Below are 14,025 nucleotides of genomic sequence, written 5' to 3'. Positions count from 1 at the left end.
ATGGAAAGCGGGCGTTCGCCGGTCGCGCTCGGTTTTGGACCGCGCGGATCGAATCAGCGTCCTCGACCGCGGCCTTCGTACACCGCCAACTCGGTGATTACCTTGTCCATGAAGATGTCGTGCGACTGCATGGGAATCTGCGGGAACAACTGGCACTCGAAGGCGATGCCCACGAGCGGCGTATCGGGACGAGCCGTCTCGAGCAGCTTGTCGTAGTAGCCCTTGCCGTGTCCCGTGCGACCACCTTCGCGATCGAACGCCACGCCCGGCACCATGACCAGATCGAGCTCCTCGACCGAGACCTGCTTCTCGGGCAGCCCGCGCAGTTCCGGGCGGGGCTCGAGAATCTTGTACATGCCGGTCTCGAGCTCATCCATGCTCTCGAGCAGGAAAAGCTGCAGGATGTCTTCGACACAGTAGGGCACGATGATGCGTTTGTCGCCGGCGAGTGCCTCGGGCAGAAAATGTCGCGTGCGGACTTCGGTACGCACGTCGACGTAGTACATCACGGTCTTGGCCCGAGCGTACTCGGGCAGCGCGACGAACCGCTGGCAGATCGTGCGGCTCAGCTCGTCCTTGTTTTCTTGATCGCGGCGGTTGGCGTGGGCCTGGGCGCGAATCTCGGCTTTGCGTTCGTTCAACACGGGCGTGGTTTCGGTCGTCATGGGGAAAGAGATCCTGTCCTTGACTGCCATGCGGCGGGCATGCCCTCGTGTCACGCCCAGGGGGCTATCGTAGCGAAAGACCCGTCCAGCGCAAACCAGCCCCGGCGACGGCCGCGATCTGGCGGAGCAAGACGCCGGCCAGGCGGGTGTAACAACGGGCGGGGCGTTGGCCGGCGGAGAGGGAGAGATTGAGCAGCCTAGCGCGGCTTCAACTGCACGGTGGCAGGATCGCCGCCGTCGAACGGCACGCGCTTGGCCCCGCCCCAGAGCTCTTCCAGGGCGTAATACTTGCGCGTGTCGGCGTCGAAGAGATGGACGACCACATCGCCGTAGTCGAGCAGGATCCAGCGGGTATTCGTGTACCCTTCGGTCCGCATCTGGTGTTCGTTGAACTGCGCGGCCAACGCGTGGTCGATGTCGTCGCTCATCGCGCGAAGCTGCCGCTGACTGGTACCGGTGGCCACGACAAAGTAATCGAAGATCGGCGTCAACTCACGCATATCGAGCACCACGACCTCGCGGCCTCGACTATCCTGGGCCGCGCGTGCGGCAGCCAACGCTAATTCGAGACTGGCGGGCGAAGAACTGGCGGCGGAGTTTTGCGTACGGCCGACTTCGGATGTGGCCACAGGCATCCTTTCAAAACGGGTCTGATTGCTGTCCGCATGGCTTCTTCCCCTGCGAACGGGAGGGGCAGTGACGCGTGGGGGGACTTCCCGATCGGCGGCTTCGGCTTGACGACCGCTCGAAGCAGGGCAGGAATCCACCTCTATTGTATACAGAACCGACCCGTCCGGCAGCAATCAGGTTCGCCCAGGCCGCTCGCCCCACAAAACGCCGCCGCTATAATGCCGGACCGATCGGCCTTTGGCCGGTTGCACCGTAGAAACTGCCCTATCCTCAAAGCCAACCTGGACATTTCTCCCATGAGCGATTGGATCGAAGCCGGCAAGAAAGCTCCCGATTTCACCCTGCCCAGCGACGATGGCGGCAAGATCAAGCTCTCGGCCCTTAAGGGCAAGCCGGTGGTGCTCTACTTCTATCCCCGCGACGACACGCCGGGCTGCACGAAAGAGGCGTGCGCGTTCCGCGACCGCAAGACCGAGCTCGCCAAGCTGGGGGCCACCGTGCTGGGCGTCAGCACCGACGACCTGGAGAGCCACGGCAAGTTCCGCAGCAAGTACAAGCTGAACTTTTCGCTGCTGGCCGACACCGATCACAAAGTGGCCGAGAAGTACGGCGCGTGGCGCGAAAAGAACATGTATGGCAAGAAATCGATGGGTGTCCAGCGCTCGACCTATCTGATCGATGCCGAGGGGGTGGTCGCCAAGGTCTGGAAACGGGTCCAGGTCGACGGCCACGACGAGCAGGTCATCGCCGCCCTGAAAGAGTTGCCCAAGTAGCTGAACGGGATGGTTCGACCCACCCGCGTGAGGCCGCGCCGATGGAGCGTGAAACCAGGACGCGGTTTCGGTAGTATAGGTAGGCGGTAAGCAGGGGTGTCCATTCCGCCGGGTTCTCCGGCGTCGCCCCTTGAGCAGCCGACTAGGAAAAGGGCTCGAACGATGCGAACCCCGCGCGCGCTCGTGGTGGTATTTGCCCTGGCCTCGACCTTCGGCGGTACGTCCTTCGCGGCCGAGGCCGAAAGCCGGCTGGGACGTCCGATCGAGAATTTCACCCTGAGCGATTTCCGCGGCACGGAACATTCGCTCGACGCCCTGGCCGACAAGAAGCTGGTGGTCGTCGCCTTCCTGGGCACGGAATGTCCGTTGGCCAAGCTCTATGCCCCGCGCCTGGCGGCCCTGGCCGAGGAATATGGACCGCAGGGGGTCGCCTTCCTCGGCATCGACTCGAATCGCCAGGATGCCGTCACCGAAATGAACCACTATGCTCGAGACGCCAAGCTCAACTTCCCACTGCTCAAAGACACGGGCAACGTCGTCGCCGATCAGTTCCAGGCCGAGCGCACGCCCGAGGTCTTTCTGCTCGATGCCGATCGCCAGGTGCGTTACGCGGGGCGGATCGACGATCAGTTCGGCGTGGGATATCAGAAGAACGAACCTACGCGGCGCGATCTGGCCGTGGCCCTCGACGAGGCACTGGCCGGTAAAGCGATCAGCGTGCCGCACGTCGAAGCGGCCGGCTGCCTGATCGGGCGCGTGCGTGATGTGAAACCTGGCGCGACAGTAACCTACTCGAATCAAATTGCCCGCATCTTCCAGCAACACTGCGTCGAGTGCCATCGACCGGGACAAGTGGCTCCCTTCTCGCTGACCGACTACAGCGACGCCGTCGGTTGGGCCGACATGATCGCCGAAGTAGTGCGCGAGCAGCGCATGCCTCCCTGGCACGCCGATCCGAAGTATGGGCACTTCTCGAACGATATTCGTCTGACCGACGACGAACAACAGATGATCTACGAGTGGGCGGCCGCCGGCGCTCCCGAAGGAGATCGCGCCGACCTGCCCGAGCCGCAGCAGTATGTCGACGGCTGGCTGTTGCCGAAGGAGCCCGACCAGATCGTCTACATGAGCGACGACGCGTACACCGTGCCGGCCGAGGGGGTGGTCGACTATCAGTATTTCACGGTCGATCCGGGGTTCGCCGAGGACAAATGGATCCGCGTGGCCGAGTGCATGCCGGGCAATCGCCGCGTGGTGCATCACATTATCGTCTTCGTGCGTCCGCCGGCCGGCGCGAGTGGATCAGGCGATCCGCGTGGCTTCCATTTCCTGGCGGGCTTTGCTCCGGGAACGCGTCCCTTCGTCTATCCCGACAACATGGCCAAGCGCATCCCGGCTGGCTCGAAGCTCGTCTTCCAGATGCACTACACGCCCTGCGGAGAACAACTCGACGACCGCAGCAGCATCGGCCTGGTGTTCGTCGACGATCCGACCAAGGTGCAATATCAGGTGGCCACGGTGGCGTGTGCGAACAACCTGTTCCAGATCCCACCCGGCGCGGACAACCACAAGATCAACTCGTCGAAGAAATTCCGCGACGGGGCGACGATCCTCTCGTTCTTCCCGCACATGCACGTGCGCGGCAAATCGTTCCGCTATGAAGTCGTTCAGCCCGACGGCTCGAGCGAAATCGTGCTCGATGTCCCACGTTACGACTTCAACTGGCAGAACCACTTCATCCTGGCCGAGCCACTGCAGTTACCGCCGAAGTCGAAGCTTTTCTGCACGGCACACTACGACAACTCGGAAAACAATCCGGCGAACCCCGACCCTACGAAGGCCGTCCGTTGGGGCGATCAGACGTGGGAAGAGATGATGATCGGCTGGTTCGACATGGCCGTGCCGGTGGGGGAAAAGCCGAGCCTGGATGAAGATGGGGCGGATCCTGAAAACGACAAGGCAGACCGAGAGACCGGGGGCCAATAGTCGATCGCTCGACCGATCCGGCCGGCTCGAAATGATACAAGTTCTGATATCGGCAATAGAAGGACACTCCCACCGCATTGATAGTCCTTCTGCGATCGGTTATTGTCGTGATCCCCGTGTACGATGAGCGCAGGTCTCACCTTAGCACCAACGCCACTCGAGTAGAGATGACCAAGCAAGACCATGTCGCCCCGCCGCACCTTCATGGTCAAGTCTGCTCGTAGTTGGAGGCATCTTCCCAGTCTTCTGGAGCGAGATCGGCTAGAAGTTGATACAGGTCGTTCGAATCGCCGGTGCTGTCGCCTAGCAAACCTTGAACTCGTTCGAACAGACTTGCGCTGACCAAAACGTAATGCCGGTTCGTCTCGGAATCACTAGAATCGAAGTCCGCCCAGCAGCGAACAAGCTGCCACAGACCTCAGCGATGGAACACCGCCATCGGTGACGCGCCGCATAGCGTTAACAGCGGACCAAGTAGCAACAACCAGAGGCACCTTAAGTCTAATCTGGGGCCAAGTGCTGTGTCACGCTGGCAGGCTCCGATCGGGTGAAACGCCCTTCAGGATTGTCGCCCTACACATCGCACACCAGCATCACCATATCGTGCAATTCGCCGTCGCGGTTGCGGACGAAGCCCGTTAGACGCACCACTTCTTCGAACCCGGCGCGGCGCAGGAACTCGATCAGCGGCGTTTGCGGGCTGCCACATTCGTGGACCAGCTTGTGCAGCCCCAACTCGCGGGCGAGGGCGGTCACCTCGTTCAACATGGCGCTCGCCACGCCGCGTCCCCGATAGTCGGGATGCACGCTCAAGCGCAGCTTGCCCACGTGCCCCGTCCACAGATCGGGATCGAGCAACAACGTAGCGTCGGCCACGATGCGATCGGCGTCCCAAGCGAGAATGGGCATCACGTGATGGTAGTCGAGCTCGGCGCACCAGCGCTCGACACGTTCGCTGTCGGGCAGGTCACGACGGAAGAATTGCCGCTCCGAATCGGGCGCGGCGTGGACGAACTGTTCCAGGCTTTTCCAGTCCGAAGGCACCATGGGCGTGACGGTTAGTTCCACTCCGTCGAGCGTGGCGATATGGCGCGGGTAGCGGCGCACGACGCGTTCATCGCAGGTCGCGAGGGGGAGAGGCATACACACTCCTTGTTAAGAGAATCTGCTGTTCGTCGTAGACAGGACGGCCCCCCTTCCTGTCAGAAAACTTCGATCCCTACGCGCCCCTGGCTCAAAGAAGGCCCGCGGAGACGTCGGGCCGTCGATTGTCGGGCGCTGCGCCGGGGCTCCTTCGCAGCACAGGCATGAACAACTCCCACGCCGGCAGGGAAGTCGGTCGGGTCGCTTCAGCCCGACAACTCCCCTGTCGTGCGCCCGGCGTGGGTGCTTCGGTTGCGCGGTCTAGGGAATCTGCTTCTCCTCGAGCGGATATCCATGGAAAAACTCGGACTGGGCCTCGATCTTGGTCACCACGCGGATGCCGGCCTGCTCTTCGCTGGTTACCTTGATGCGATCGCCCGCTCGCAAATCGTCGAGCGTCGCGGGCTTGCCGTCGCGCATGATCTGCGCATCGTTCGCCACGGTATGCGTGTGCTCGGCCTCGCCCCCGGCGAACGTCATCACCAGTTTTTTATCGCCGGCGGATTTGACGATGCCCTGATGAACCGGGAACAACCCCTCGACGAGCTCTTGCCAGCCCGCTTCTCGATCGGGCCAATGTTCTCGATCGAAGCTGGGCACCCGTTCGAGGAACTGCGGCGTCGCATCGAGGACGAAGTAGTTCGTCGTCTCGTCGAAGCGCAGATTCATCTCACGCCAAGGCACCGGAAACAGCTTGCTTCCAAAGCCCAGGAACCCACCGTGCGACAAGATCGCATAGGTGATGCGTCCGCTCCGCACGTCGAACATCAGATCCTCGACCTTGCCGAGATTCTCGCCGAGCGGACTGCGCACCGGCATGCCGATCGCATTACTGGCACGGAAGGAAGAAGCTGCCTGCACTTGCGGAGTCTGGGCAGGAGCATCGTTTGCTGAAACGGCGCAGGGTAGAATTAAAACTCCGAGAAGCCCTACACCCAACAGAAGTCGAACTATCGATGCGGAAAACATGGCTACCTCCCTCGATCGCTGCGCCGACCGCTACCGCTTCGGCGCGCGGTCAGCAAACCGGTGGAACTTTCTCCCCGACGATCGTGCGTTGTCGGCGATCATCGGTGCTCGCGCACCCGTGGCGGTGAGGCTCGCCTGTTCAGAAAACGGGCGCGGACCGCGTGGCGCCACGATCCGCGCTCTACGAGCCTTGCCGTCCGAGTTCCCGTGGCAGCGCCACCGGCATTCGTCGCGCGACAAGACTGGCAGATTCGATGTTGCGTCGCGGCCTTTCGTAAATCCGCGCGGGTACATCCGACTCGGCGACGCGTGTCACAAGAATTTTACACTTTGCGCCAATCGCTGAGCTGCGGAGCCATTCCAAGAGAGGGCGATCCTGCCTGAAAACACCTCGCCGATATCGAATGACGTGCTGGCAGCGATCGGCGTTTCTCCAAAGCGCGCAATGCCTTCAGTGCCGTCAGCACGCCGGATCGAATCAACCCATCCACGGCGCTGTATCTTTCGAGTCGTGAGGGCCCCCAAGACGCTGGACACTTACCAGTCCACGAACATGCGTGCGCTATCGATCATGTGACTTGCTACATTTCGTGCTCGAAGTTCCCGGGGTACACTGGCGCGACTCTGTCCCACCTTCCATATTCAACATCCATGCTTGGCATTCGCATGTACCGATTCCTGGCTTCGCTCGCTGGGGCCCTGCTACTGGTGAGCATGACTAAACTGGCGCCCGCCGAAGATTGGCCGCGGTGGCGAGGGCCGCGCGGCGACGGCACCTGGCAGGCGCCAAAACTACCCGCCCAGTGGCCTGCGGATGGCCTGAAGCGGCGCTGGCGCCAACCGATCGGAGGCGGCTACGCCGGCGTGGTGGCCAGCGACGGACTCGTCTACACGATGGATCGTCAGCGGAAGCCGGGCGAGGCCGAGCGCGTGCTTGCCTACCGTGCCGACAATGGCGAGCCCGTGTGGCAACACGCGTACCCGGTCGCCTACGGCGATCTCGACTACGGCAACGGCCCACGTGCTGCCCCCACCATCTTCGAAGATCGGGTCTACACGCTCGGCGCGGTGGGGCACGCCTATTGCCTCGACGTGCGGACGGGCGAAGTCATCTGGAGCAAGGATTTCGTCCGCGATTACGCGGCGCAACTGCCCGAATGGGGACTGGCCGCTTCCCCCGTGGTATTCGAGAACCTGGTGATCCTGCAACCAGGGGTACGACCCGATGGTTGCCTTGTCGCTCTCGATCGTGCCACGGGGCAGGAGGTGTGGCGTGCCTCGACCGATCCCGCCGGTTACGCGACACCGATTCTCATCGAACGCGCCGGCCAGCCACAATTGATCTGCTGGACGCCCGAGCACGTCATCGGCGTGCAACCGCGCGATGGCAAGATGTTGTGGAGCATTCCCTACAAGGTGACTTACGGAGTGTCGATCGCCACGCCTATCTTTGCCGAAGACCTCGTCTTCGTCAGCGGTTACTGGGAGGGCTCGAAGGCTATCCGCTTGGGCCAAGAGCCGGGCAACGTTGAGTTGGCTTGGGAGAACGAGCGCGAGCTGCGCGGACTGATGTCGCAGCCCCTTTATCGACAGGGATACGTCTATTCGCTCGACAAGACACTGGGGCTGACTTGCTTTGAACTCGCCAGTGGGCGCAAGTTGTGGGATGACGGCAATCAGCTCACGCCGCGCGACCGCAATCCTCAGGCGAGCCTCGTCTGGTTGGGGGATGAAGACCGCGCCATCGCACTGAATGCCAATGGCGAGCTCGTATTATTCCGCCTCCGGCCCGCTGGCTACGTGGAGGAATCGCGGACGAACATCATCGGCCCGACCTGGGCGCATCCGGCCTACACCGAGCGGGCTGTATTCGCGCGCGACGACAGCGAACTCGTGTGCGTCGAATTGCCCGCGGTCGATGCCCCAAGCTCGTCCAACGCTGGCGGTGGCAACTAATTCTCAGGAAGTCACGACGGAGCCAAACTCAACATGTCGCAACAGAACCCCACCGATCGTGTCGCCACGGTTCGCCCTGTCGAATACGCCGAGTCCACCGGACGCGTGCGGGAGATCTTCGACGACATCATGGCCACCAAGAAGATCGACTTTATCCCGAACATGTGGAAGACGCTGGCCAACTATCCTCCTTTGCTCGAAGAGACCTGGCAGCGATTGAAGCGGATCATGGGTCCCGGGCGGCTCGACCCCTTGACCAAGGAGATGATCGCCCTGGCGGTCTCCGCCACGAACGGCTGCGCCTACTGCATCAATTCGCACACGGCGGCGGTCAAGAAGCTCGGTCTCGACGACGAGGCATTGGGCGAGCTGCTCTCGGTCGTGGCACTCTTCAATTCGACCAATGCGCTGGCCGATGCCTATCAGATCCGCCCCGATATTCTGCCCCCACTTTAGACTCGCGCGGCAGGGCGTGCCATCGCCAGTTGTATTTCAGCCCATCGCATGCGGACTGGGGGGAACATCGCTCAGCCGCGGATATTTCGTGCGCAACGTCTCTTCGAGCTTGCGCATCACCTCGGGCTCGAGCACGTGTTCGATTCGATCAGCGCTACGATCGACCCGGCTCGGTGCGACATCGGCGTAGTTAATCAGGTACAGTTCCCACAGTCGGTGATTGCGCACCACGCGTTGCGCCTCGACCGCGCCGGCACGGGTCAGTGTCACGACGTCTCGACTACGAAGCTCGACCAATCCTTCGCGTTCGGCCCGGGCGATCACCTGCTGAAGCCGCCGGAAGTTCCACGAGCGCAAGTCGAGCAATTGCATCATCGAGATCGGCCTATCCGCCAGATCCGCGGCCGTGGCCACAGGCTGAATCGCCTCGAGCAACTCGTAGCAGCCGCGCAACAGGTGTTGCTCGGCGACTTCTTGACGCAAGCGGCGGTCGGCCAGCAGGCGGTGCAGAAATCCTCGCTTCGTGCCAAACAGCAGGCTGATCCCAAACGCCAACGCGCCGGCCAGGACGATGACCGCCCCCGCGGCCAACCGGGGAAACAAAGCACTGCCCAGAGCGCCCACCGCCGCACTAGCTCCCCCCAAGAGCGCCGCGACGAGGGTCATGCGGCGCAAATCGTCGGTCCAGAACCTCGCCGCCGAGGGGGGAATGATCAGCATGGCCACCACGAGCAGCAGGCCCACGCTTTGCAAACCAATGACCGAGACCGCCGCCACGAGCGACATCAGTACGAGATCGAGCCACGTGACGGGCCAACCTTCGGCGGCCGCATAGTTCTCGTCGAAGCAGACGAGCGACAACTCTTTAAAAAGCAGCGTGCAGATCACGAGCACCACCAGCGAGGCCGCCGAGATCAGATTCACATCCGCCGCCACGAGCGAAGCGGCTTTGCCAAAGATGAATCCCTGCAGCCCCGCCGCGCCCCCGGAGGGAATGCTCTGTACGACGGTAAAGAGCACGATGCCAAAGCCGAAGAAGACCGATAACACGATCGCCAGCGCCGCGTCTTCCTTGATCCGCGTCAGACGTCGAATCGCCAGGACGCTCGCCAGACCGCACGCCCCGGCGATCAGCGCGCCGGTCAGCAGCCCGGGAAGCGACTTGCCGCTGCCGGGCGAGATGCTCTCCATCACGATGAAAGCCGTGGCAATCCCGGGCAGCGAGGCATGTCCCACGACATCCCCGGCCAGGGCTCGCTTGCGCAGCAGCATAAACGTGCCCACGACGCCACCGACGACGCCCAGCAACATGGTGCCGGCCAACACGATCCGGGTGTTGTAGTCGCGCAGGCTGACCACCCGCCACACATCGGCGGAGTCCGGCCAGCTCAACCGGTGGTCGACCAGCGAGAGGGAGTTCGGCTTCGCCGCATGCTCGATCGCCTGGTGCGCATCTTCGTGCGGGGCCGCCAGCGCGAGCCCGATTCCGCCCCCCCAGACCAGCAGCGTCACGACGATCAACATCCAGCTTCGCATTCTTTCCACCTGGCAGCGGGCACTTTTCAGCAGCTCTCGGGGGGTGTACTTCCAGCCCACCCTCCGCGCGTTGCAGCCTAATCTCGAGCCATGCGTACCGGCAAGGGCAGGGGGGGCGTGACACTTTTCAGGCTCGTCACCATTGGACTCTCCGGCACGATCCACTCGACCCGCGCCAGCCGATGCCCCCTACCCCGCGGGAACCTGTGTTACCGCACGAAACTCCGTCTGCCGCCTCAGGATCGGTGCAGTTTTGCCAGCCCGCAACGCCGTAAATAGGTGAGCTATGTTTTCTTCGAGCGGATATCCGCGGGGAACGTTGCGATCTGGAGATGGCGACTCCTCGCTCCGCGTTTTGGACGTTTCCGTTCGAGTTCGTCGTCGCACGCGCCCGGGATGGGTGGCGGCGCCGACGGCGCGGCTCCCCCCAGCCACGGCGAGAGAATTCCCACCATGCCTGCCCCCACCGTTACGTCGAATCGCACGAACGACCGCGCGCAGAACGCGGAGTTCGAAGAACTGAAGCGCCGCATCCACTCGAAGCTGGTCGACAAGCTCGACCTTACGCGCGTGGGTGAGATGGCGGGCGATACGCTGCGCCGCGAAATCCGCCTGGTGATCGAGCACCTGTGCGATACCGAAGACACCCTGCTCAATCGCAACGAGCGCGAGCGGCTGATCGAAGAAGTGCTCGACGAGACGTTCGGTCTCGGCCCGCTCGAGTTCCTGCTCAAGGACTCGACGATCAGCGATATCCTGGTCAACGGCCCTCGCAGCGTGTACGTCGAACGTCGGGGCAAGCTGGAGAAGACCAACGTGGTCTTCCGCGATAACAACCACTTGCTGCAGATCATCGACCGCATCGTGTCGCGGGTGGGTCGCCGCGTGGACGAAGTCTGCCCGATGGTCGACGCGCGTCTGCCCGACGGCTCCCGTGTGAACGCGATTATTCCGCCGCTGGCCCTCGACGGGGCGGCGCTGTCGATTCGCCGTTTCGGCTCGAATCCGCTCAAGCTCGAAGACCTGCTGAACTACAAGGCCTTCACGCCCGAAATGGTGATGCTGCTCGAAGGCTGCATCAAGGCCCGCTTGAACATGATCATCTCGGGGGGTACCGGCTCGGGTAAGACGACGCTGTTGAACACGCTGTCGAGCTTCATCCCGAACCACGAGCGCATCGTGACGATCGAGGACGCGGCCGAGTTGCAATTGCAGCAGGACCACGTCGTGCGGCTCGAAACGCGCCCGGCGAACATCGAAGGCAAGGGAGCCATCACGGCGACCGACCTCGTGCGCAACGCCCTGCGTATGCGTCCCGAACGCATCATCATCGGCGAATGCCGCGGCGCCGAAACCCTCGACATGCTCCAGGCCATGAACACGGGTCACGAAGGCTCGCTGACCACGGTCCACGCCAATACGCCGCGCGACGCGTTGGCCCGTCTCGAGACGTTGATCACGATGACCGGCTTCGAGCTGCCGCTCAAGGCGATGCGTCAGCAGATCGCCAGCGCCGTGGACGTCATCATTCAGGCCAACCGCCTGCAGGGTGGTCCGCGCAAGATCACGCACATCTCGGAAGTGGTCGGCATGGAGCAAGACACGATCGTGATGCAGGATATCTACTTGTTCGAGCAGACCGGCATCGACGAGAACGGCCGCGCCCATGGCCGCTTCATCTCGACCGGCATTCGACCGGCGTTCATGGACCGCCTCGAGCAGGCTGGCGTGCGTTTGCCGGCCAGCGCGTTCCGTCAGCGCGTGATGCTGGAGGACTAGCGCCGCCGCGCGGTGGTCCGCGTTTCGCAAGCCTTCGTCCCAAGACAGAATCGCATGACACCTGTACTACTCATCAGCATTGCGGCCTTTATCGGCGTGGCGGCCCTCGTCGGCGGCGTGGCGATCATGTTTCGCGACACGACCGACGAGAAGGTTGAAGACCGGCTGGCGAACTTCACGTCGAGCGGATCGCCCGGCACGAAGAAGGGCAAACGCGACAAAGAACCGACGCTGCTCTACGAGCCGTTGACCGATACGAAGGGATTCTTCCACGAGTTGCTGGCCCGTTTCGGCAACGTCGAGTTGCTCTTCGAGCAGGCCGATACCAAGCTCACACCAAAACAGTTCTGTCTTGCCTCGGGCGTCATGGCGCTGGCCGGCTGGGGCGTCTCGCTCTATGTCGGCATCCCGGTCGCCTTCACGCCGCTGGCGGCCATGTTTTCCGCGACGCTCCCTTTGCTGTGGTTGCTCTTCCGCCGCCGCAAGCGGATGAAGATGTTCGCCACGCAGCTTCCCGACGCGTTGGAATTGATCGCCCGCGCGTTGCGTGCGGGCCATAGTCTCGCGGCCGGCATGGCGCTCGTGCAGGAAGAAATGACCCCGCCGATCGGCACCGAATTTGGCCGCTGCGCCGACGAACATGCGTTCGGCGTGCCGCTCGAAGACGCTATGCGTCAGATGTGCGACCGCATGCCGAACCTCGACCTGAAGTTCTTCGCGACGGCCGTCATCCTGCAACGTCAGACGGGGGGCGACCTGGCCGAAATCCTCGACAAGATCGGCTACCTCGTTCGCGAACGATTCAAGATCTGGGGTCAGGTGCAGGCGCTCACCGGCGAAGGCCGCCTGTCGGGTATCGTGCTCCTGGCCCTGCCCCCGGCGCTGTTCGCGGTCGTGTACAAGTTGAACCCCGAATACGTGATGGTGCTCTTCACCGATCCGATGGGCAAGAAGATGCTCGCCGGCGCCGCGGTGATGCAATTGCTCGGGGCGCTCGTGATTCGCAAGATCGTCAACATCAAGGTGTGAGGCCAACCGTGCTGTTCGCCGACCTCATCAACTTCGAAAGTCTCGTGCCGCTGGCGGTCTTCGGTCTATTTGCCGTGGGCGTCTGGTGGTTTCTCGATATCGTGGCGGCCGGGGGCTCGCGCGCGTCCGACCGGCTCGACGAGTACAAGAACCCCGCGCTGCGCAAGCGCGAGGAGAATCTGCCCGTCAAGAAGTCGGACAAAATGGCCAAGGTACTGGCGAAGAACGCCCCCGCCTTCGCCGCGCCGCTCGTTCCCAAGAACGAGATGGAACAGAGCAAGCTCAAAATCCGCCTCGCCAACGGCGGCTTTCGCAGTGAAACGGCGGCCAGCATCTTCCTGGGACTCAAGTTCGCCGGGCTGCTTGGCGGGTTCTTCTTCGGTGGCGGCATCATGGTGGCCGCGACCGGGTTCGGGCAAGACTCGCTCTACGGCTCCACGATCATTGCCGGCATCTGCTTCTACCTGCCCGACCTGGTCCTGTGGTTCATCACCAAGCAACGCAAAGACAGCATCTTTTTCACGTTGCCCGACGCGCTCGACTTGCTCGTGGTGTGCGTCGAGTCGGGCCTGGGACTCGACCAGGCGATGCGCAAGGTGAGTGAAGAGATGAAGAGCACGGCGCGGGTCATCTCCGAAGAGTTCGCCCTGTGCAACTTCCAGTTGCAGATGGGACGCTCGCGCGCCGAGGCCCTCCACGAACTGGGGGTACGCACCGGGGTCGACGACCTCCGCGCCCTGGCGGCGATCCTCATTCAGGCCGACAAATTCGGCTCGAGCATCGCCCAGGCCCTGCGCGTGCAGAGCGACTCGATGCGGACCCGTCGCCGGCAGTTGGCCGAGGAACGAGCCGCCAAGACCGCCGTGAAGCTCATCTTCCCGCTGGTGATCTTCATTTTCCCCGGCATTTTCGTGGTGCTCGTCGGACCGGCAGCGATCACGATGACCCGGGAGATGTTCCCGGTTATGTCGGGAAGCTAGGGCCTTTGGGAACTGCGGGTTAAAGTGCGCAAGGGAAACCGTAGCCGAACGCTCCCGCTGCCGATATAGATGAGTAGCCACGCCGAGGGCAGCGCCCTGGGCACTTCGGATAGCGAGCATGGT

The 14,025-nt window shown here is 62.8% G+C and carries 12 protein-coding genes; 7 read left to right on the top strand and 5 right to left on the bottom strand.

The genetic code is table 11. The features are described 5' to 3' along the window. Positions 1-53 precede the first annotated feature (53 nt). Positions 54-665 carry a 5-formyltetrahydrofolate cyclo-ligase gene (locus KF708_09535; protein ID MBX3412918.1) on the bottom strand — a complete coding sequence of 204 codons (612 nt, stop codon included), beginning with the start codon at positions 663-665 and terminating at the stop codon, positions 54-56. A 197-nt stretch (positions 666-862) separates the two neighbouring features. After that, positions 863-1,300: a ribosome silencing factor gene (gene rsfS, locus KF708_09530; GenBank protein ID MBX3412917.1), complete on the bottom strand. Its 438-nt coding sequence runs from the start codon at positions 1,298-1,300 to the stop codon at positions 863-865. A 291-nt stretch (positions 1,301-1,591) separates the two neighbouring features. On the opposite strand from rsfS, the gene bcp reads away from it, so the two are divergent. Beyond that, a complete protein-coding gene (bcp, locus tag KF708_09525; GenBank protein MBX3412916.1) occupies positions 1,592-2,068 on the top strand; it encodes a thioredoxin-dependent thiol peroxidase in 477 nt (158 codons plus the stop codon). 162 nt (positions 2,069-2,230) lie between these two features. Continuing rightward, positions 2,231-4,054, top strand: a complete 1,824-nt coding sequence (locus tag KF708_09520; protein MBX3412915.1) for a redoxin domain-containing protein — start codon at positions 2,231-2,233, stop codon at positions 4,052-4,054. Between the two features lie 573 nt (positions 4,055-4,627). Here KF708_09520 and KF708_09515 read toward each other — a convergent pair. After that, entirely contained in the window at positions 4,628-5,197 is a 570-nt protein-coding gene (locus KF708_09515) for a GNAT family N-acetyltransferase (GenBank protein ID MBX3412914.1), read from the bottom strand. 261 nt (positions 5,198-5,458) lie between these two features. Then, a complete protein-coding gene (locus KF708_09510) occupies positions 5,459-6,016 on the bottom strand; it encodes a PRC-barrel domain-containing protein (GenBank protein MBX3412913.1) in 558 nt (185 codons plus the stop codon). Between the two features lie 816 nt (positions 6,017-6,832). Between KF708_09510 and KF708_09505 the strand changes: the two genes are divergently transcribed. Together KF708_09505 and KF708_09500 are read left to right on the top strand one after the other, a co-directional pair. Then, positions 6,833-8,122 (top strand): PQQ-binding-like beta-propeller repeat protein, encoded by a 1,290-nt coding sequence (locus KF708_09505; GenBank protein MBX3412912.1) that lies wholly within the window; start codon positions 6,833-6,835, stop codon positions 8,120-8,122. A gap of 33 nt (positions 8,123-8,155) precedes the next feature. Next, positions 8,156-8,578 carry a carboxymuconolactone decarboxylase family protein gene (locus tag KF708_09500; protein ID MBX3412911.1) on the top strand — a complete coding sequence of 141 codons (423 nt, stop codon included), beginning with the start codon at positions 8,156-8,158 and terminating at the stop codon, positions 8,576-8,578. Positions 8,579-8,614: 36 nt separating this feature from the next. Here KF708_09500 and KF708_09495 read toward each other — a convergent pair whose 3' ends face one another. After that, positions 8,615-10,114: a metal ABC transporter permease gene (locus KF708_09495; protein MBX3412910.1), complete on the bottom strand. Its 1,500-nt coding sequence runs from the start codon at positions 10,112-10,114 to the stop codon at positions 8,615-8,617. A 453-nt stretch (positions 10,115-10,567) separates the two neighbouring features. Here KF708_09495 and KF708_09490 point away from each other — a divergent pair, with 453 nt between their 5' ends. Genes KF708_09490 through KF708_09480 form a run of 3 tightly spaced genes read left to right on the top strand, consistent with a single transcriptional unit; the run spans position 10,568 to position 13,902 of the window. Then, a complete protein-coding gene (locus KF708_09490) occupies positions 10,568-11,893 on the top strand; it encodes a CpaF family protein (protein ID MBX3412909.1) in 1,326 nt (441 codons plus the stop codon). A 54-nt stretch (positions 11,894-11,947) separates the two neighbouring features. Further along, entirely contained in the window at positions 11,948-12,922 is a 975-nt protein-coding gene (locus tag KF708_09485; GenBank protein MBX3412908.1) for a type II secretion system F family protein, read from the top strand. 44 nt (positions 12,923-12,966) lie between these two features. Continuing rightward, positions 12,967-13,902 carry a type II secretion system F family protein gene (locus KF708_09480; protein MBX3412907.1) on the top strand — a complete coding sequence of 312 codons (936 nt, stop codon included), beginning with the start codon at positions 12,967-12,969 and terminating at the stop codon, positions 13,900-13,902. The last annotated feature ends 123 nt before the right edge of the window (positions 13,903-14,025 follow it).

This window comes from Pirellulales bacterium (genome assembly GCA_019636335.1).
In the GTDB taxonomy this organism is placed as follows: Bacteria; Planctomycetota; Planctomycetia; order Pirellulales; family JAEUIK01; genus JAHBXR01.
This window is presented reverse-complemented; position numbering and strand designations above follow the sequence as displayed.

Bases quoted from the DNA above. Each gene is read 5' to 3' on its own strand.
- KF708_09535 (MBX3412918.1), bottom strand. From the start codon at position 665: ATGACGACCGAAACCACGCCCGTGTTGAACGAACGCAAAGCCGAGATT.
- rsfS (MBX3412917.1), bottom strand. From the start codon at position 1,300: ATGCCTGTGGCCACATCCGAAGTCGGCCGTACGCAAAACTCCGCCGCC.
- bcp (MBX3412916.1), top strand. From the start codon at position 1,592: ATGAGCGATTGGATCGAAGCCGGCAAGAAAGCTCCCGATTTCACCCTG.
- KF708_09520 (MBX3412915.1), top strand. From the start codon at position 2,231: ATGCGAACCCCGCGCGCGCTCGTGGTGGTATTTGCCCTGGCCTCGACC.
- KF708_09515 (MBX3412914.1), bottom strand. From the start codon at position 5,197: ATGCCTCTCCCCCTCGCGACCTGCGATGAACGCGTCGTGCGCCGCTAC.
- KF708_09510 (MBX3412913.1), bottom strand. From the start codon at position 6,016: ATGCCGGTGCGCAGTCCGCTCGGCGAGAATCTCGGCAAGGTCGAGGAT.
- KF708_09505 (MBX3412912.1), top strand. From the start codon at position 6,833: ATGTACCGATTCCTGGCTTCGCTCGCTGGGGCCCTGCTACTGGTGAGC.
- KF708_09500 (MBX3412911.1), top strand. From the start codon at position 8,156: ATGTCGCAACAGAACCCCACCGATCGTGTCGCCACGGTTCGCCCTGTC.
- KF708_09495 (MBX3412910.1), bottom strand. From the start codon at position 10,114: ATGCGAAGCTGGATGTTGATCGTCGTGACGCTGCTGGTCTGGGGGGGC.
- KF708_09490 (MBX3412909.1), top strand. From the start codon at position 10,568: ATGCCTGCCCCCACCGTTACGTCGAATCGCACGAACGACCGCGCGCAG.
- KF708_09485 (MBX3412908.1), top strand. From the start codon at position 11,948: ATGACACCTGTACTACTCATCAGCATTGCGGCCTTTATCGGCGTGGCG.